This window comes from Mameliella sp. CS4, from assembly GCF_019392335.1.
In the GTDB taxonomy this organism is placed as follows: domain Bacteria; phylum Pseudomonadota; class Alphaproteobacteria; order Rhodobacterales; family Rhodobacteraceae; genus Antarctobacter.
In genome coordinates, this window is sequence record NZ_JAHXRQ010000002.1 from 106,425 (window position 1) to 122,577 (window position 16,153).

At 65.5% G+C, this 16,153-nt stretch carries 16 protein-coding genes; 4 read left to right on the forward strand and 12 right to left on the reverse strand.

All coding sequences use genetic code 11. The features are described from left to right. Positions 1 to 51: 51 nt before the first annotated feature. The 11 genes from KZZ07_RS03800 to KZZ07_RS03850 all read right to left on the reverse strand — a co-directional run bounded on the left by KZZ07_RS03800 (position 52) and on the right by KZZ07_RS03850 (position 9,650). Positions 52 to 1,017 carry an ABC transporter permease gene (locus KZZ07_RS03800; RefSeq protein ID WP_219512369.1) on the reverse strand — a complete coding sequence of 322 codons (966 nt, stop codon included), beginning with the start codon at positions 1,015 to 1,017 and terminating at the stop codon, positions 52 to 54. Positions 1,018 to 1,069: 52 nt separating this feature from the next. After that, entirely contained in the window at positions 1,070 to 1,699 is a 630-nt protein-coding gene (locus KZZ07_RS03805; RefSeq protein ID WP_219512370.1) for a LysE family translocator, read from the reverse strand. Then, the gene (locus KZZ07_RS03810) at positions 1,699 to 2,793 is read right to left on the reverse strand and encodes an ABC transporter permease (RefSeq protein WP_219512371.1); all 1,095 of its coding nucleotides are present in this window, start codon (positions 2,791 to 2,793) and stop codon (positions 1,699 to 1,701) included. The genes KZZ07_RS03805 and KZZ07_RS03810 overlap by 1 nt, the downstream gene beginning before the upstream one ends. 86 nt (positions 2,794 to 2,879) lie before the next feature. Continuing rightward, a complete protein-coding gene (locus tag KZZ07_RS03815; protein ID WP_219512372.1) occupies positions 2,880 to 4,496 on the reverse strand; it encodes an ABC transporter ATP-binding protein in 1,617 nt (538 codons plus the stop codon). Positions 4,497 to 4,595: 99 nt separating this feature from the next. Next, positions 4,596 to 5,600 (reverse strand): BMP family lipoprotein, encoded by a 1,005-nt coding sequence (locus tag KZZ07_RS03820; protein WP_219512373.1) that lies wholly within the window; start codon positions 5,598 to 5,600, stop codon positions 4,596 to 4,598. Between the two features lie 125 nt (positions 5,601 to 5,725). After that, entirely contained in the window at positions 5,726 to 6,139 is a 414-nt protein-coding gene (locus KZZ07_RS03825) for a GNAT family N-acetyltransferase (RefSeq protein WP_219512374.1), read from the reverse strand. Then, positions 6,136 to 6,777, reverse strand: coding sequence for a tRNA (adenosine(37)-N6)-threonylcarbamoyltransferase complex dimerization subunit type 1 TsaB (gene tsaB / locus KZZ07_RS03830; protein WP_219512375.1), 642 nt, complete (start codon positions 6,775 to 6,777; stop codon positions 6,136 to 6,138). Before tsaB ends, KZZ07_RS03825 begins: the two co-directional genes overlap by 4 nt. Positions 6,778 to 6,918: 141 nt before the next feature. Next, positions 6,919 to 7,482 carry a NifU family protein gene (locus KZZ07_RS03835; protein WP_043136048.1) on the reverse strand — a complete coding sequence of 188 codons (564 nt, stop codon included), beginning with the start codon at positions 7,480 to 7,482 and terminating at the stop codon, positions 6,919 to 6,921. A gap of 93 nt (positions 7,483 to 7,575) precedes the next feature. Next, the gene (locus KZZ07_RS03840; RefSeq protein ID WP_219512377.1) at positions 7,576 to 8,031 is read right to left on the reverse strand and encodes a universal stress protein; all 456 of its coding nucleotides are present in this window, start codon (positions 8,029 to 8,031) and stop codon (positions 7,576 to 7,578) included. A gap of 80 nt (positions 8,032 to 8,111) precedes the next feature. Then, positions 8,112 to 8,771: a hypothetical protein gene (locus KZZ07_RS03845; protein ID WP_219512379.1), complete on the reverse strand. Its 660-nt coding sequence runs from the start codon at positions 8,769 to 8,771 to the stop codon at positions 8,112 to 8,114. A gap of 18 nt (positions 8,772 to 8,789) precedes the next feature. Then, on the reverse strand, positions 8,790 to 9,650 hold the full coding sequence (locus KZZ07_RS03850; RefSeq protein WP_219512381.1) for a branched-chain amino acid aminotransferase: 861 nt from the start codon (positions 9,648 to 9,650) through the stop codon (positions 8,790 to 8,792). Between the two features lie 408 nt (positions 9,651 to 10,058). Between KZZ07_RS03850 and fdhF the strand changes: the two genes are divergently transcribed. The 4 genes from fdhF to KZZ07_RS03870 all read left to right on the forward strand — a co-directional run bounded on the left by fdhF (position 10,059) and on the right by KZZ07_RS03870 (position 15,411). Beyond that, the gene (gene fdhF / locus KZZ07_RS03855) at positions 10,059 to 12,842 is read left to right on the forward strand and encodes a formate dehydrogenase subunit alpha (protein ID WP_219512382.1); all 2,784 of its coding nucleotides are present in this window, start codon (positions 10,059 to 10,061) and stop codon (positions 12,840 to 12,842) included. 55 nt (positions 12,843 to 12,897) lie between these two features. Then, positions 12,898 to 13,851: an HNH endonuclease gene (locus KZZ07_RS03860; RefSeq protein WP_219512383.1), complete on the forward strand. Its 954-nt coding sequence runs from the start codon at positions 12,898 to 12,900 to the stop codon at positions 13,849 to 13,851. A gap of 101 nt (positions 13,852 to 13,952) precedes the next feature. Further along, positions 13,953 to 15,155, forward strand: coding sequence for a hydantoinase/carbamoylase family amidase (locus tag KZZ07_RS03865; RefSeq protein ID WP_219512762.1), 1,203 nt, complete (start codon positions 13,953 to 13,955; stop codon positions 15,153 to 15,155). A gap of 67 nt (positions 15,156 to 15,222) precedes the next feature. After that, positions 15,223 to 15,411, forward strand: a complete 189-nt coding sequence (locus KZZ07_RS03870; RefSeq protein WP_219512384.1) for a hypothetical protein — start codon at positions 15,223 to 15,225, stop codon at positions 15,409 to 15,411. 45 nt (positions 15,412 to 15,456) lie between these two features. Here the strand turns inward: KZZ07_RS03870 and KZZ07_RS03875 are convergent, their stop codons facing one another. Continuing rightward, positions 15,457 to 16,152: a response regulator transcription factor gene (locus KZZ07_RS03875; protein WP_219512385.1), complete on the reverse strand. Its 696-nt coding sequence runs from the start codon at positions 16,150 to 16,152 to the stop codon at positions 15,457 to 15,459. Between the last annotated feature and the right edge of the window lies 1 nt (position 16,153).

The window sequence follows — 16,153 nt, forward strand, 5'->3', positions numbered from 1 at the left end:
CATGGGTTTATGCAAGCGCAGCATGGCGGCCGCGCTATGGGTTGGCGGGGCCTATCTCTCCTTGACGTAGGGCTCTCCGCCGGCGCGTGGCGGGATGGCCTTGCCGACGAACCCCGCAAGGATCACGACGGTCAGGATGTAGGGCAGGGCGTCCATGACCTGCACGGGCACGGTGAAAGCGCCCAGGTCGATGTTCTGGAAACGCAGCGCCACGGCCTGGAGGAAGCCGAAGAGCAGGCAGGCGCCGAGCGCGTACCAGGGTCGCCATTTCGAGAAGATCAGCGCGGCCAGCGCGATATAGCCCCGGCCTGCGGTCATCTCCTTGCCGAAGAAGGGCTGCAGACCGGTGGCCATGTAGGCGCCTGCGATGCCGCAGAGGATGCCGCAAATGGCGACGGCCGCAAAGCGCATCCCGACGACAGAGACACCTGCGGTGTCCACCGCCTCTGGCGCCTCGCCCACCGCGCGCAGACGCAGGCCGAACCGGGTGCGGAACAGCACCCACCATGTTGCGGGCACCAGGGCAAAGGCCAGGTAGACCAGCGGCGCGTGTCCGGACAGGAGGTCGGAATAGATCGGGCCCAGGACGGGCACGTCGCGCAGACTGTCGGCAAAGGGCAGGGTCCATTCTGAAAGACGCGCATTGCCGGTCAAGGTCGGGGTCTTGCCGCCCTGTCGGAACCAGTTCTGCGCGATCAGCACCGTCAGGCCGGAGGCAAGGAAGTTCAGCGCCACGCCGGAAATCAGCTGGTTGCCCCGAAAGGTGATCGAGGCCAGCCCGTGTATCGCCGACAGCGTCATCGAGGCCGCGATGCCCGCCAGCAGCCCGATCCAGACGCTGCCCGAGCTGTAGGCCACCGCCGCCGAGAAGAAGGCGGCGATCAGCATCTTGCCCTCCAGCCCGATGTCGAAGATGCCCGCGCGCTCGGAAAACAGTCCGGCCAGACAGGCCAGCAGCAGCGGGGTCGACAGGCGAATGGTCGATTCAAGGACCGGGATGAGCGTGGCGAGATCCATGTGCGGTGTCAGCCTCTTGGTTCGAGGGAGGGCGGGTGAGCGGAGAGCCTGGTCATGGTCGTGCCAGGGCTAGGCGTATGGCGGCGAAACAGAAAAACGACCCCAGCGCCCCGTCGATGGTACGCCGGGCGCGCAGGTAAAACGCGACCATCGGGCGGGTCGAGAAAGTCAGCGCGTAAAGCGCGTGGATCAGGGCCGAGTTCAGGGCGGCCCCAAGAACAAAGAGCACCGCGATCGGCCAGGGGGCGCTGCCACCCAGGGCCAGCGTGACGATGGCCAGGTAGGCGAGAATGGCCTTGGGGTTGCTGACCTGAAGCAGGAGCCCGCGCCGGTAGAGACGGGCGGGGCTGCCGCTTAGCGTCGTCACGGGCGGGGCATTGCCCGGTGTGGCCGCAGAGCGCAGCGACCTGTACCCGAGCCAGGCCAGGTAGGCCGCGCCCAGGACCTTGATCAGCGTCACGGCATGGGTCCAGGTCAGGATCAATGCGCCAAGGCCCGCGATGGCGCCGGAGGCCATGAGGATCGAGCCGGTCACGATCCCCGCGCTCATGGCCAAGGCCTGTCGCCGGCCATTGCCCATCGCGGTGCCGATCACCGCCAGCACGTTGGCCCCCGGAGAGGCCAGTGCCAAGGCGTGCACCCCCCAGGCGACCAGGAGAGAGGGCAGGTAGTCGGCCAGCATCAGGCCTTGCCCTTGCGCAGGGCGAGGAACAGTTTTTCCAGCGGCATCCGCACCATGTTGTCCAGTGCCCCGGTAAAGAGGATGACCAGCGCCTGGATCACGGTGATGAGCTGTTGCGGGATGCCGCTCCAGAATGCCAGTTCCAGCCCGCCCTGGTAGAGAAAGCCGAAGAGCAGCGCCGCCATGAAAATCCCCACGGGATGCGACCGGCCCATGAGCGCGACCGCGATCCCGATGAAGCCGGCCCCCTCGGAGGCGTTCAGCACCAGCCGTTCGGCCTCGCCCATCGTGGCGTTCAGCGCCATCATGCCCGCAAGGCCGCCGGAAATCAGCATGGCGATGATGGTAATCCGCACCGGAGAGATACCCGCGTAGCGCGCCGCGCTTTCGGAATGGCCGAAGGCGCGGATCTGATAGCCCAGCCGCGTGCGCCAGATCAGGAGCCAGACCGCGAAACAGGCGAAAACGGCCAGGAAAAACGAAACGTTGACCGGGGCCGAGCGGAACATGACCGTGTCGGCGGTCGAGAACATCTCCTGGAAGGTCGGCAGGTGGGTCGGTTCGGGAAAGGCGCCAGAGGCCGGTTCCATCGCGCCGCGGGGGCGCAGCATGTTGACCAGAACGTAGTTCAGCACTGCCGCGGCGATGAAGTTGAACATGATCGTGGTGATGACGATATGGCTGCCGCGTTTCGCCTGCAGGTAGGCCGGGATCAGTGCCCAGGCGGCCCCGAAGACACCCGCGGCCACCGTCGCCCCCAGCAGCGCCAGGGTCCAGTGCGGCCAGGGCACGTAGAGAGAGACCACCGCGACGCCAAGACCGCCCAGCAACACCTGACCTTCGCCGCCGATATTGAACATCCGCGCATGAAAGGCCACCGCCACCGCGAGGCCGGTGAAGATGAAATTCGTGGTGTAATACAGCGTGTTGCCGATCCCGCGCGAGGAGGTCAGGCTTTCCTTGACCATGATCGAGAAGGCCTCGACCGGGTTGTGTCCGATGGCCAAGATCACCAGCGCAGAAATCAGCGCGGCCAGCAGGATGGAAATCAGGGGCACGAGCACCGCGTCGGCCCAGGCGGGCATCTTATCCATTGCGCGGCTCCTTCTGGGGCTGGCGGACGGAGGTGGTCAGGGTATCCGGTTCAGGGCCCGTACAGGAAAGCGGCGGGAAAGAGCTTTCAGTTATGGCCATGCCGCGCAGCCTCCCGCTCTTTCTGTGCTTCAAGCTGTTCGTCCACCACCTTGATCAGCGGTTTGTCCTTGTCGGGCATCTCGGTCACCCCGGCCATGAGCAGGCCCAGCTCGGTCTGGTTGGTCTCGGCCGGCAGGCGTTCACCCATGATCTGCCCGTCGAACATCACCGCGACCCGGTCCGAGAGCGACAGGATCTCGTCCAGTTCGACCGAGACCAGCAAGATGGCCTTGCCCTGATCGCGCAGGGCGACGATCTGCTGGTGGATGAACTCGATGGCGCCGATGTCGACCCCCCGGGTGGGTTGTCCCACCAACAGGATATCGGGATTGCGCTCGATCTCGCGCGCGAGGACGATCTTTTGCTGGTTGCCGCCGGAAAAATTGCGCGCGGCCAGGTTGGCGTTTGGCGGGCGCACGTCGAAACGTTCGATCTTGCCCTCGGCGTCGCGCTTGATGGCCGCATTGTCCATCAACAGCGCGTTTTTCTGGTATTTCGGATCGTGGTGATACCCGAAGGCGATGTTTTCCCAGGCGGTGTAGGGCATGATCAGCCCTTCGTGCTGTCGGTCCTCGGGGACGTGGCTGATACCGCGTGCCCGGCGCGACTGCCCGTCCGAAGAACGCCCCGTAAGGTCGATCTCTTGACCATTGACGCGCACGTTGCCGGTGCCGATCTTCATCCCGCCCAGCACCTGCAGCAGTTCGGACTGGCCATTGCCCGACACGCCCGCGATGCCCAGGATTTCGCCCGCCTGCACCTTGAACGAGATGCCCCTGAGCCGTTCGACCCCGGCGCTGTCGGTATGGCACAGGTTATCCACCTCCAGCACCGATTTTCCGGGTTTGGCCGGGGTCTTGTCGACCCGCAGCAGGACTTTGCGGCCCACCATCAGCTCGGCCAGTTCTTCGGGTGAGGTTTCGGCGGTCTTGACCGTAGCGGTCATCTCTCCACGTCGCATGACGCTGACGGTATCCGTGATCTCCATGATCTCGCGCAGCTTGTGCGTGATCAGGATGATCGTCTTGCCCTCGCGTTTCAGGCCTTCGAGGATGCGGAAAAGGTGGTCGGCCTCTGCCGGGGTCAGCACCCCGGTGGGCTCGTCGAGGATCAGGATTTCAGCCTCGCGGTACAGCGCCTTGAGGATTTCCACACGCTGTTGGTGGCCGACAGAGAGATCCTGAATCATCGCGTCGGGATCGACGTTCAGTTCGTATTCTTCGGCCAGGTGCTTCAGCACGCCGCGCGCCTTCGACAGCGAGGGCTTCAGCAGGGCGCCGTCCTCGGCGCCCAGGATGACGTTTTCGAGGACCGTGAAATTCTGCACCAGCTTGAAGTGCTGGAAGACCATCCCGATGCCGGCGGCGATGGCGGCCTGGCTGTCGGGGATCTGGGTCTGTTTGCCGTTGATGAAAATCTCGCCCGCGTCAGCCTTGTAAAAGCCGTAGAGGATCGACATCAGGGTCGACTTGCCCGCGCCGTTTTCACCGATGATGCCGTGAATCGTGCCCGGCATCACGCGGATAGAGATGTCCTTGTTGGCCTGAACGGGGCCGAAGGACTTGGAAATGCCCTTGAGCTCGATGGCGGGGGTGTCGGTCATGAAGATCGGCTTTCGCGGGGCGAAGGGAGAGGGGCCGCGCCGGAGCGGCCCCTCGTGGAGGAAGCGGAGGCCGTGACGCGCCCCCTGTGCCTTTGGCGATCAGAAATCCAGCGCCGGGCAGCTGTCGTCCTTGGAGTAGTCGTGAACGGTGACTTCGCCCGCGATGATCTGTTCACGCGCGGCGTCGACGGCGGCTTTCATCTCTTCCGAGACGAGGTCGGCGTTGTTGTCGTCCAGCGCGTAGCCGACACCGTTGCTTTCCAGGCCCAGGGCGATCACGCCGGTCTGCAGGTCGGCCCCTGCTGTCATGGCGTCATAGACGGCGACGTCCACGCGTTTCAGCATCGAGGTCAGGACCGAGCCGGGGTGCAGGTAGTTCTGGTTGCTGTCCACACCGATTGACAGGATGCCCTCGTCCGCAGCGGTCTGCAGCACGCCCAGGCCGGTGCCACCAGCGGCGGCATAGATCACGTCCGCGCCCTGGCTGATCTGTGCCTTGGCCAGTTCGGCGCCTTTCACCGGGTCGTTCCAGGCGGCGGGGGTGGTGCCGGTCATGTTGGAGATCACGGTGGCGTCGGGGTTCACCGCCAGCACACCCTGGGCATAGCCGCAGGCAAACTTGCGGATCAGCGGGATGTCCATGCCACCCACAAAGCCCACCGTATCGGAGTCGGAGGCCATCGCCGCCATCATGCCGACCAGGTAGCTGCCCTCATGTTCGGCAAAGAGGATCGACAGGACGTTCGGATGCGCCTCGGGATCGACGTAGCCGTCGATGGTCACGAACTTGGTGTCAGGATAGTCCGGCGCCACGGCTGCGATTTGCGAGGCGTAGGAAAAGCCTGTGGTCACGACCGGGTTGAACCCGGCTTCGGCGAAGCGGCGCAGGGCCTGCTCACGCTGGGCCTCGGCCTGGATCTCGATGTCGCGATAGCTGCCACCGGTTTCCTCGGCCCAGCGTTCCGCGCCGTTGTAGGCTGCCTCGTTGAAGGATTTGTCGAACTTGCCGCCGAGGTCGTAGATCAGCGCCGGATCGGCCAACGCAGCGCCGGCGCTCAGCGCCAGTGCGGCGACGGTGCCGAGGGTCTTGGCAAAGAAGGTCATGTGAGGCTCCCTGGTGTGACGGGGGCATGGGCCACCCGTTCCGTTTGTGATGGGGCAATCAAAGCCGCAGGGGGCGGGAGGGGTCAACCGGTTTTTGCCGCACTGCCACGGGGGTGCGGGTGACGTCAGGGCAGTACGCGCGACATGACCACGGCGTCGTCCGGCGGGCCATCCGGGCGCGGGTAATAGTCCCGGCGCAGCCCGATTTCGCTGTACCCGTGGCGAGAATAAAACGCGCGCGCGGGGGCGTTGGCGGCCGCGACCTCCAGAAAGACCTGGCCGGCGCCCCGATCCTGTGCCTCGGCGTGAAAGCGGGCCAGCGCGCGGCTGGCGGCGCCCATGCGCAGGTGATCGGGGTCGGCGGCAACGGCGAGGATTTCGGCCTCGTCCGCGATCACGGTGCCTAGGACAAAGGCATGTTCCGTGGCGGCCAGCAGGGCGTGCGGGCGGGCAAGCGTGTCGGCAAATTGTTCTGCGGTCCAAGGGGTCGTGTGCCGGTAGGCCCGGGTGACCAGCGCGGCCAGTGCCTCGGGCGTCATTCCAGGATCACCGGAGGCGCATCGCGCGACGGGGCGGCATCCGCAGGCTTGAGGTAGAGCGGTGCGGGCCGCGAGGGGGCGTCCTGCCAGCCTGTGGCGGCGATACGGGCCACGGCCTCGGCCGGGGCATGGCGGGCGGGGACCGCTTTGACGCCCAGCTGCTCCGCCACCTGCGCGGCGGCGGGTCCTACGCAGGTCAGGCCGGGTTGCGCCCAGGCGTCGGGTATCTCGGAAAGGGCGATCAACTGCGCGTGGACCGGCGGTGTCATGACATGCGACTGGACGTAGACCTGATCACGCGGGGCGCCGAGACAGGCGAGCACGGGGCCGGTCATGTCCAGGGCCGCGGCCTCCAGCAGGCTCACGCCGACCGCCGTGATGTTCAACGACAGGGCAAGCCCGCGCGCAGCACCTACCGACAGCCGCACGCCAGTGAAGTTGCCGGGGCCAATGCCGACACCGATGGCATCCAGGTCTTTCCAGGTCGCGCCGCCCTTGGTGAGGACCTCTTCGAGCATGAGCATGAGCCGTTCGGCCTGACCGCGCGCCATGTCCTCATGCGCGGCGGCCACGATGCCTTTGCCGTCAAAGAGGGCTGCGCCGACGTGGGCGGAAGAGGTGTCGAAACCGAGAATCATGGTGCGGGCGTTATCGCCGTCCAAGCGGGATGATGCAATTGCCGCATACGGTTGCGACAGTGTGGAAAAGCGCCTTGGAAGGCGCTTGCCAACGCGTTTTGAAACGCGTTGAGAAAGGCTTTTCGAAAAGCCTTTCCCGGGTCAGACGGCGACGGGGCGGACCTCTGTCACTTCGGGGATGTAGTGGCGCAGCAGGTTCTCGATGCCCATCTTCAGCGTCAGCGTGGACGAGGGGCAGCCGGCGCAGGCGCCCTGCATGTGCAGGTAGACCACGCCGCGGTCGAACCCGTGGAACGTGATGTCGCCACCATCCTGCGCGACGGCCGGACGCACGCGGCTGTCCAGAAGCTCCTTGATCTGGCCCACAACCTCGGCATCTGCGCCGTCATGGTCGGCGTGACCGCCGGCCTGGGTGGCGCCATCGGCCATGACCGGCTGGCCGGACTGGAAATGCTCCATGATCGCGCCAAGGATCGCCGGCTTCAGGTGGTCCCAGTCGGTCGCGTCGGTCTTGGTCACGGTCACGAAATCATTGCCGAAGAACACGCCCGACACACCTTCGACGGCAAAGAGCCGTTGTGCCAGCGGCGAGGCGCTGGCGGCCTCGGCCGAGGGGAAGTCGGCAGTGCCCATGTCCAGCACGGTATGACCGGGCAGGAACTTGAGCGTGGCGGGGTTCGGCGTCGATTCGGTCTGAATGAACATCTGGGATCACCCTTTTCTGGTTGCCCCCTATATGCGCCTCCATGCCCCGACCGTCAAGGATTGGAACGGTTCTAAAGTGCGGGGCGGCGGGGATCAGGTGATGGCTTCAAGCCGTTCCTTCGACAGGTCGCCCGGCACGATCGTGACCGGAACCGGCAACGCGCCAGAGTTGCGGGTCATGTGACTGACCAGGGGGCCGGGGCCCTTCTTGTCCGCAGCCGCACCCAGCACCAGCAGGCCGATTTCCGGATCGTCGTTGACCTGCGCGATGATTTCCGTCGTCGGGTCGCCTTCGCGGATCACCAGCTCGGGATCGACGCCTTGCTTGTCCCGCATCCACTTGGCGAAGACCTCGAAATGCGCGTGGATGCGTTCGCGGGCTTCCTCGCGCATGATGTCCCCCACGCCGATCCAGTGATTGAACTCGTCCGGGGGGATCACGGACAGGATCGCGACGCCGCCTCCGGACTTGGCGGCGCGCATGGCTGCGAAACGCATGGCGTTCAGGCACTCGCGGCTGTCATCGAGGACGACGAGGAATTTGCGCATGAAGTCTCTCCTGGAGGCGGATCGTGGCAGAGGGGGCCACCTCTGTCCAGCGCCGTCAGGGCCAGAGGGCGGTCCAGCAGTCAGGGCAGGGGATCGCGGGACAACAGCTCGGGCACGATTGCGTCGATCCGGTCGACTCCGGCCCGGTCGAGGTGAAAGATGGCAATCTGCGGAAAGTTGTCGAGCGCATAAAGCCCGGATTCCCCCGGCATCCGGGCCGTCAATTCCTGCATGATCTTCCGCAGGACGTCCCGGTCAACGTTGCCTGTCCCGATCCTGGGGGCCAGATCCAGTTCGGCATCGCCAAAGCGCAGGCGCAGGCCATCAGAGACAGCGACCTCGCAGGGCACCTCGGCCACGCGCGACAGATCGGCGATGGCCTGGGCGTAGTCCTGCAGGCTGTCGAACCCGTCGGTCTGCAGCAGGCAGGCGCGGGCGCAGAAGGGGGGATGCGGGGGGCGGTCGACCCGGATCGAATAGGTCAGCAGCAGAAGGCGCCAAGGCTCGCCGCGATAGGTTTCTTCGGGGCCGAAGTCGATGATGTCGGCGCGGGTGACGCCGGGCGAAAGATGCAGCCCCGCGCGTGCCAACTCGGTCATCTGGTCGTCCAGCGACGGAGCTTCGGGCGGCGGGACCGCCGGACCGCGCCGCGCTGCGGGGCGGTTGGCGCGATGGACCGCCGCGATGGCCGCCACGAAGAGCCCCAGCACCACCAGTATGACGACGAGTTTCAGACCCATCTGCGCGCGCGGGTCCGATCAGGCGCTGAGCGCCCAGTCCCAGTAAAGCTCGCGTACCCGGCGCGTGACCGGGCCGATCTGATAGGACTTGTCCTCGAAGCCGGTCACGGGGGTCACCTTGTTCATGTTGCCGGACATAAAGACCTCGTCCGCCTGTTCGAAATCCTCGAAGGTCAGCACCGCTTCCTGCACCTCGATCCCGTCGGCGCGCAGGTTGGCCATGTGGCGGGCGCGGGTGATGCCGGACAGGAAGGTGCCGTTGGGAATCGGGGTCTGCACCACGCCGTCACGCACCATGAAGATGTTGGCCGTGGCGGTTTCGGCCACGTTGCCCATGACATCCGTAACCAGCGCATTGGCAAACCCGCGACCGCGGACCTCTGCCAGCATCCGGGCATTGTTGGGATAGAGACAGCCGGCCTTGGCATTGACGACAGAGCTTTCCATCACCGGGCGGCGGAACCGCGTGCGCCCCAGCGTGGCGGTGGCGCTGTCCGGCGCCATCGGGATCTCCTCGAGGCAGAGCGCAAAACCGGTCTCGTCAGGCTGCGGGACGATGGCGGTGACGTCGCCATGGATGCCCCAGTACATGGGGCGGATATAGACGGCGCTGCCCGGCGCATAGGCCTTCAGGCCCTCCTCGACGATGGCCACCATGTCCTCGGTCGTGACCGTGGGGCGCAGCATCATCGCCTCTGCCGACCGGTTGATCCGGGCACAATGGGCGTCGAGGTCGGGTGTCACGCCCTGGGCATAGCGCGCCCCGTCAAAGACGGACGACCCCAGCCAGGCGCCGTGATCCGCCGCGCGCATCACCATCGCGTCGCCCTCGTGCCAGGTGCCATTGAAATAGGTGCGGATATTCGTGCCGGTCGCCATGTCAGTCTCCTTCGAGTTGGCGAGAAGCTAGGCGGCGCAGCAAAGAAGGTCCAGAGGCAGGGACTGGCGTTCCTCGGCGCACTTTGCCTGCCGCCTCTGGGAGAATCTTGCGCAAAATCAACAGTTTGATCTCCAAAAGATGGGTGGCGACATCGAAAGTTGCCGTTGGGTCGCGTCGCGCTTGCGGTCACTTTACTGGCAGTCAGATGCGAAAAATGACATGTTTGGCCGTGTGCCGCTGTTCGGCGCAAGGCCGGGGCGGCATGAGTCGGCGCTTGGCTCCGCCCGGTCACACCCCGTCGCCCATCGGAAACGCGGGAGGCGTAAAAATGCCTTCGAAGGTCGGGATTGATAGGCGCGGGTCTTCGGTGTCATGCTTTAAGGTGCTCCAAACGACGGGAGACGCGCATGTCCGAGACGATCCGATTCACGCTCGACGGCCAGGAGGTCGAGGCGGAAAAAGGCATGACGATCTGGGAAGTGGCCAATGGCCGCGGCCTCAAGATCCCGCACCTGTGCCACAAGCCGGCGCCGGGCTATCGCCCTGACGGCAACTGCCGCGCCTGTATGGTCGAGATCGAGGGCGAGCGCACGCTGGCCGCCTCCTGCATCCGCGAACCGCAAGACGGCATGGTGGTGCAGACCGCCACCGCCCGTGCGGAAAACGCTCGCAAGATGGTGATGGAACTGCTGCTGGCCGACCAGCCCGAACAGGCGGCGGCGCATGACAAGTCCAGCCACCTCTGGGACATGGCGGCTGAAAGCGGCGTGTCCGAGTCGCGCTTCCCGACGCTGGAGGCCGAGCGCATCCCGCTGCTGGACGACAGCCACGTCGCGATGAAGGTCAACCTGGATGCCTGCATCCAGTGCGGTCTGTGCGTGCGGGCCTGCCGCGAGGTTCAGGTCAACGACGTGATCGGCATGGCGGGTCGCGGCCACGATGCCTACCCGGTCTTCGACCTGGACGACCCGATGGGCGCCTCCTCTTGCGTGGCCTGCGGCGAATGTGTGCAGGCCTGCCCGACCGGCGCTCTGATGCCGTCGAGCGTCATGGACGAGAACCAGCAGGGCGACAGCAAGGATTTCGACGAAGAGGTCAAGTCGGTCTGCCCCTTCTGCGGTGTCGGCTGCCAGGTCTCGGTCAAGGTCAAGGATGGCCGCGTCAAATACGTCGAGGGCATCAACGGCCCCGCGAACGAAGGCCGTCTTTGCGTCAAGGGCCGCTTCGGCTTTGATTATATTCACCACCCGCATCGCCTGACGAAACCGCTGATCCGCCGCGACGACGCGCCGGAGAAGGGGCTGAACGTCGATCCGAACAACCCCTGGACTCACTTCCGCGAGGCGACCTGGGAAGAGGCGCTGGACAAGGCGGCGCATGGTCTGGCGGACCTGCGCAGCTACTACGGCGGCAAATCGGTTGCCGGCTTCGGCAGCGCCAAGTGCACCAACGAAGAAGCCTACCTTTTCCAGAAGTTCATCCGCCAGGGCTTTGGCCACAACAACGTCGATCACTGCACCCGGCTGTGCCACGCTTCCTCGGTCGCGGCGCTGATGGAGAACGTGGGCAGCGGCGCTGTGACGGCAACCTTCAACGAGATCGAGAATGCCGACGTGGCCATCGTGATCGGGGCCAACCCGACCGAAAACCACCCCGTGGCCGCGACCTATTTCAAGCAGTTCACCAAGCGCGGCGGCAAGCTGATCATCATGGACCCGCGCGGCACGGCGATGAAGCGTCACGCCGACCACATGCTGCAATTCCGTCCGGGCACGGACGTGGCCCTGCTGAACGCGATCATGAACGTGATCGTCGAGGAAAAGCTCTACGACCGCCAGTACATCGAGGGCTTCACCGAGGGGTTCTTTGAATTCCGTGAGCATATCCGCGCCTTCACGCCCGAACGCATGTCCGAGCTTTGCGGCATCGACGCCGAGACGATCCGCACCGTGGCGCGCACCTATGCGGATGCCAAGGCGGCGATGATCTTTTGGGGCATGGGTGTCAGCCAGCACATCCACGGCACCGACAACGCCCGCTGCCTGATCTCACTGGCCCTGCTCTGCGGTCAGGTGGGGCGGCCCGGCTCTGGCCTGCATCCGCTGCGCGGGCAGAACAACGTGCAGGGGGCTTCGGACGCGGGTCTGATCCCGCAGGTGCTGCCCGACTACCAGTCGGTGACGGACCCCGAGGTGCGCGCACTGTTCAAGCACATCTGGCGCGGCACCGAGATCCAGGAAACGCCGGGCCTGACCGTGGTCGAGATCATGGACCGCGTCTATCGCGGCGAGATCAAGGGCATGTATGTCCTTGGCGAGAATCCGGCGATGTCCGACCCGGATGTGGAACATGCCCGCAAGGCGCTGGGCCAGTTGGATCACCTGGTGGTACAGGACATCTTCTTGACCGAGACGGCCAACTTCGCCGACGTGATCCTGCCCGCCTCGGCCCTGCCCGAGAAGTCTGGGACCGTGACCAACACCAACCGCCAGGTCCAGGTGGCCCGCAAGGCGGTGAACCCGCCGGGGGAGGCGCGCGAGGACTGGCAAATCCTGGTGGACCTGGCGCGGCGCGTCGGGCTGGACTGGGACTATGACGATCCGAAATCCGTCTTCGACGAGATGAAAATGTCGATGCGCAGCCTGCATCACATCACCTGGAAACGGCTGGAGGCCGAGTCCGCCGTGACCTACCCCTGCACGGGGCCCGACGATCCGGGCCAAGCAGTGGTCTTTGGTGACGGTTTCCCGCGGCGCGCGGGCCGGGCGATGTTCGCCCCCGCGCGGGTGACACCCCCGGCGGAGGTGCCCGACGACAGCTTCCCGATGATCCTGACCACGGGGCGGCAGCTGGAACACTGGCACACCGGCTCGATGACTCGCCGCGCCAGCGTGCTGGACGCGGTCGAACCCGAGGCCAACTGTTCGTTGCACCCCTCGACCCTGCGCAAGCTGGGCGTCGAGCCGGGCGGCTTTGTGCGGCTGACCACGCGGCGCGGGTCGATCGAGGTCATGGCGCGGGCCGACCGCGCGGTGGCGCCGGACATGGTGTTCCTGCCCTTTGCCTATGTCGAGGCGGCGGCCAACATCCTCACCAACCCGGCGCTGGACCCCTTCGGCAAGATCCCCGAGTTCAAGTATTCGGCGGTGCGGGTCGAGGCGGTGGAGGCCGGGGAGATCGCGGCGGAGTGAGCCATGCTGCTAAACTAGCCTTGCCTAATCTTGAAGGCAGGGCTTTTCTGGCGCCATGTCGAAACTTGTCCTGCTTCACAAACATGGCTCCGAGTATGAAGATGAGCCAGATAAGAGCTACGAGTTCTCATCGAAACGGAACCCCAGCTATCTGTCCCGAGCGCGTCAAGCGGTCGGGGACTGGATAGTTTACTATGAGCCTGGAAAAGGCAAAGGGGCACGACGCTATTTCGCGGTGGCTAAGATCGCGGGGGTGGCGGCTGTTCCGGGAAAAGCTGACTATTATTGCATCACAATAGAACCCGGCAGTTACCTAGAGTTCGATAGAGATGTCCCGCGCGAGGTCAGGGGCCGTCCTTTCGAAAGTGAATTGGCCGGGCCTGACGGTTTTATCCTGAAACATGGGGGTTCCCGGACGGCTTCGGTTCGCGGGCTTCCGGAGAGAGAATTTACCGAAATATTGAACTATGGACTTCCACAGGATTTGGAAGACACTGAAGCCCGTCGCTATGATCGAAGGCATGAGGTCGACGACTTGGCAGTCCCCTTCGAACGACCGGTTCTCGAACGACTGACGCGGCGCGCCTATCGCGACGTTGCCTTTCGGCGTAAGGTGCGGGCCGCTTATGAGGAACGCTGCGCGATTTCAGGGCTGGGGCTACGGAACGGCGGTGGACGGCCCGAAGTGCAGGCGGCGCATATCCGTCCGGTCGAGGAAAATGGCAGTGATTCCGTTCGGAATGGCCTTGCGCTATCGGCAACGCTTCACTGGATGTTCGACCGGGGTTTGATTGCCCTGGACATCCCTGATCCGGCGGCGCCCGGGGATGTCCGCGTCCTGGTTTCCGACAACAAGGTGCCGCGGGATGTGGCGGACCGTCTGATCTGGCCCGACAGGCGGTTGACCTTGCCCGAGGATCGCCGCGACTGGCCGCATCCGGCAAATATTCAGTGGCATCGGGAAAATCGTTTTGGCATGGGCGATCCCTCGGGCCTCTTCTCGAATTGAACATGATTGTCATGTGGCAAGTGGCACCCGCACCACGCATTTGCAGAGCCAAGAAGCTCCGGGTTAGGGTCGCGATGAACTTGAACCTGGAAGGGGCGGACATGGTCGCGGTCGATGAAAAGCGGTTTCTGGAGGATCTTCACACCCTGCGGTCCTTCGGCGCGGCGGGTGTCGGCATGGGGGTGCAGCGGCCCGCCTATACAGAGGCGGACATTGCCGCGCGGGACTGGCTGGCCGAACGGATGACGGACGCGGGGCTGGATCCGCACTTTGATCCGATGGGCTCGCTCTTTGGCCTCGTCGAGGGACCGTCGCTGCTGATCGGCTCGCATTCCGACAGCCAGCCCGAGGGCGGCTGGCTGGATGGCGCGCTGGGCGTCATCGCCGGTCTGGAAGTGGCCCGCGCGGCGAGAGAGACGGGCGGGCCGCCGATTTCCTGCGTGTCCTTTCAGGACGAGGAAGGGCGGTTCGGCGTGACCACAGGCAGCGCGGCCTGGTCCGGCGCTCTGCCGCGCGACAAGGTGGACGGGCTGGTCGATCCCAAGGGCGTGACCCTGCCCGAGGCGCGGGCGGCGATGGGCGACAGGCTGGGCGACTGGATCGACCCGGCCCGCTTTACCGGGTTCCTGGAAATGCACATCGAACAGGGGCCGGTGCTGGACACAAGTGGCGAGGCCGCCGGCGTGGTCGAGGCCATCGTCGGCATCCGTGATATGGTCATCAGTTTCGAGGGGCAGCAGAACCATGCGGGCACAACCCCTATGGCGCTGCGCAAGGATGCCTTCCAGGCGCTGGGGGCCTTCAACACCTTGCTCAACGACCGGCTGCGCAACGTGGTGACACCGGCGACAGTCTGGACCATCGGCCATGTGAGCCTGCATCCCAATGCTCATTCCATCGTGCCGGGCAGGGTGAAATTCTCGATGCAGTGGCGCGATGGCGACGCCGACCGGCTGGACCGGATGGAGAAGATCGTGCGCGAGACCGCCGCCGAGGTGGCTGAGGCGGGAGGGCTGGCGCTGGATTTCGGGCCGATGCTGGGCGTGGCGCCGGTGGCGATGGATGCGGGTTTTCGCGGGGCGTTGCGCGAGGCGGCGGAAGAGGCCGTGCCGGGACGCTGGCGCGAAATGCCGTCGGGGGCGTTGCACGATGCCTCGAACATGTCGCGGATGATGCCGGCGGCGATGCTGTTTGTGCCGTCCATCGGGGGCATCAGTCATGACTTTGCCGAGGATACGGATGAGGCCGACCTTGTGCGCGGCTTGCAAGTGCTGGCGGGCGCGGCGGCACGGATCGCGGGGTAAGACGCGGGAATTCCGGAGTTCCCCGACGCGCCTCCCTGTTCTAGGCTGAGCCGCAGGAGGTGCGAACATGGACCCTGTATCGCTTGGATTCTATGCCTCGGTCTGCGGGCTCTTGGGCCTTGCGGGGCCGAAACTGGGCGCGGCGCCGATCCGTCTGGGCGTCGGGGCGCTTGTCGGCGCGATCGCGGTCAGCGTCCTGCCCTACGTGAAAACGCTGGTCGGGGCGGCGGAGGTCTACACCACCGTGCAGCCGTGAGGCGCGGCGAAAAGAGGCCCCGGGTCAGGTCCGGGGCGGGGTCGCTCAGCTCCAGCTGACATCGCCCAGGAAAATGTAGCCGGCGCCGTAGATCGTCTTGATCAGGCGGGGGGTCTTGGGGTCCTCGCGCAGCTTGGTGCGCAGGCGCGAAATGCGGACGTCCATCGCCCGGTCAAAGCTTTCGCCCGCCGCGCCGCCGAGGGATTCCTGCATGTGGGCGCGGGTGATCAGGCGCTTGGGGCTTTCCAGGAACAGCCGCAGCACTTCGCCTTCGGCATGGCTGAAGGTGGTCTCTGTGCCGGTCTCGTCCTCGAGCGCGTAGCGGTCGAAATGCGCAGTCCAGCCGTTGAACCGCGCCGTATCCGAAGGGGCGGACCGGGTGCGCCCGCGCAGGCGGGCGCGGATGCGGGCCACGACCTCGGCCGGGTCGAAGGGTTTGATGATGTAGTCATCGGCGCCCAGTTCCAGCCCCGTCACCCGGTCCTGCACCTGCGCCCTTCCCGAGATGATGATGACCGTTGCGCCCTGTTCCAGCGCCAGCCGGTGCACCAGCGTCAGCCCGTCGCGGTCCGGCAAGCCCAGATCGACGAGGCAGACATCCGGCGTGGTCCGGCGCAGGGCGGCCTCGAATTCCGTCGCACGGCCAAAGGACATCGTGCGGAACCCCGCTTCGGCCAATGCGTCGGAGAGCATCTCGCGGATGGCCGGTTCGTCGTCGAGGATGGTGACTAGGGCGCTCATG

Bases quoted from the DNA above. Each gene is read 5' to 3' on its own strand.
- KZZ07_RS03800 (WP_219512369.1), bottom strand. From the start codon at position 1,017: ATGGATCTCGCCACGCTCATCCCGGTCCTTGAATCGACCATTCGCCTG.
- KZZ07_RS03805 (WP_219512370.1), bottom strand. From the start codon at position 1,699: ATGCTGGCCGACTACCTGCCCTCTCTCCTGGTCGCCTGGGGGGTGCAC.
- KZZ07_RS03810 (WP_219512371.1), bottom strand. From the start codon at position 2,793: ATGGATAAGATGCCCGCCTGGGCCGACGCGGTGCTCGTGCCCCTGATT.
- KZZ07_RS03815 (WP_219512372.1), bottom strand. From the start codon at position 4,496: ATGACCGACACCCCCGCCATCGAGCTCAAGGGCATTTCCAAGTCCTTC.
- KZZ07_RS03820 (WP_219512373.1), bottom strand. From the start codon at position 5,600: ATGACCTTCTTTGCCAAGACCCTCGGCACCGTCGCCGCACTGGCGCTG.
- KZZ07_RS03825 (WP_219512374.1), bottom strand. From the start codon at position 6,139: ATGACGCCCGAGGCACTGGCCGCGCTGGTCACCCGGGCCTACCGGCAC.
- tsaB (WP_219512375.1), bottom strand. From the start codon at position 6,777: ATGATTCTCGGTTTCGACACCTCTTCCGCCCACGTCGGCGCAGCCCTC.
- KZZ07_RS03835 (WP_043136048.1), bottom strand. From the start codon at position 7,482: ATGTTCATTCAGACCGAATCGACGCCGAACCCCGCCACGCTCAAGTTC.
- KZZ07_RS03840 (WP_219512377.1), bottom strand. From the start codon at position 8,031: ATGCGCAAATTCCTCGTCGTCCTCGATGACAGCCGCGAGTGCCTGAAC.
- KZZ07_RS03845 (WP_219512379.1), bottom strand. From the start codon at position 8,771: ATGGGTCTGAAACTCGTCGTCATACTGGTGGTGCTGGGGCTCTTCGTG.
- KZZ07_RS03850 (WP_219512381.1), bottom strand. From the start codon at position 9,650: ATGGCGACCGGCACGAATATCCGCACCTATTTCAATGGCACCTGGCAC.
- fdhF (WP_219512382.1), top strand. From the start codon at position 10,059: ATGTCCGAGACGATCCGATTCACGCTCGACGGCCAGGAGGTCGAGGCG.
- KZZ07_RS03860 (WP_219512383.1), top strand. From the start codon at position 12,898: ATGTCGAAACTTGTCCTGCTTCACAAACATGGCTCCGAGTATGAAGAT.
- KZZ07_RS03865 (WP_219512762.1), top strand. From the start codon at position 13,953: ATGGTCGCGGTCGATGAAAAGCGGTTTCTGGAGGATCTTCACACCCTG.
- KZZ07_RS03870 (WP_219512384.1), top strand. From the start codon at position 15,223: ATGGACCCTGTATCGCTTGGATTCTATGCCTCGGTCTGCGGGCTCTTG.
- KZZ07_RS03875 (WP_219512385.1), bottom strand. From the start codon at position 16,152: ATGAGCGCCCTAGTCACCATCCTCGACGACGAACCGGCCATCCGCGAG.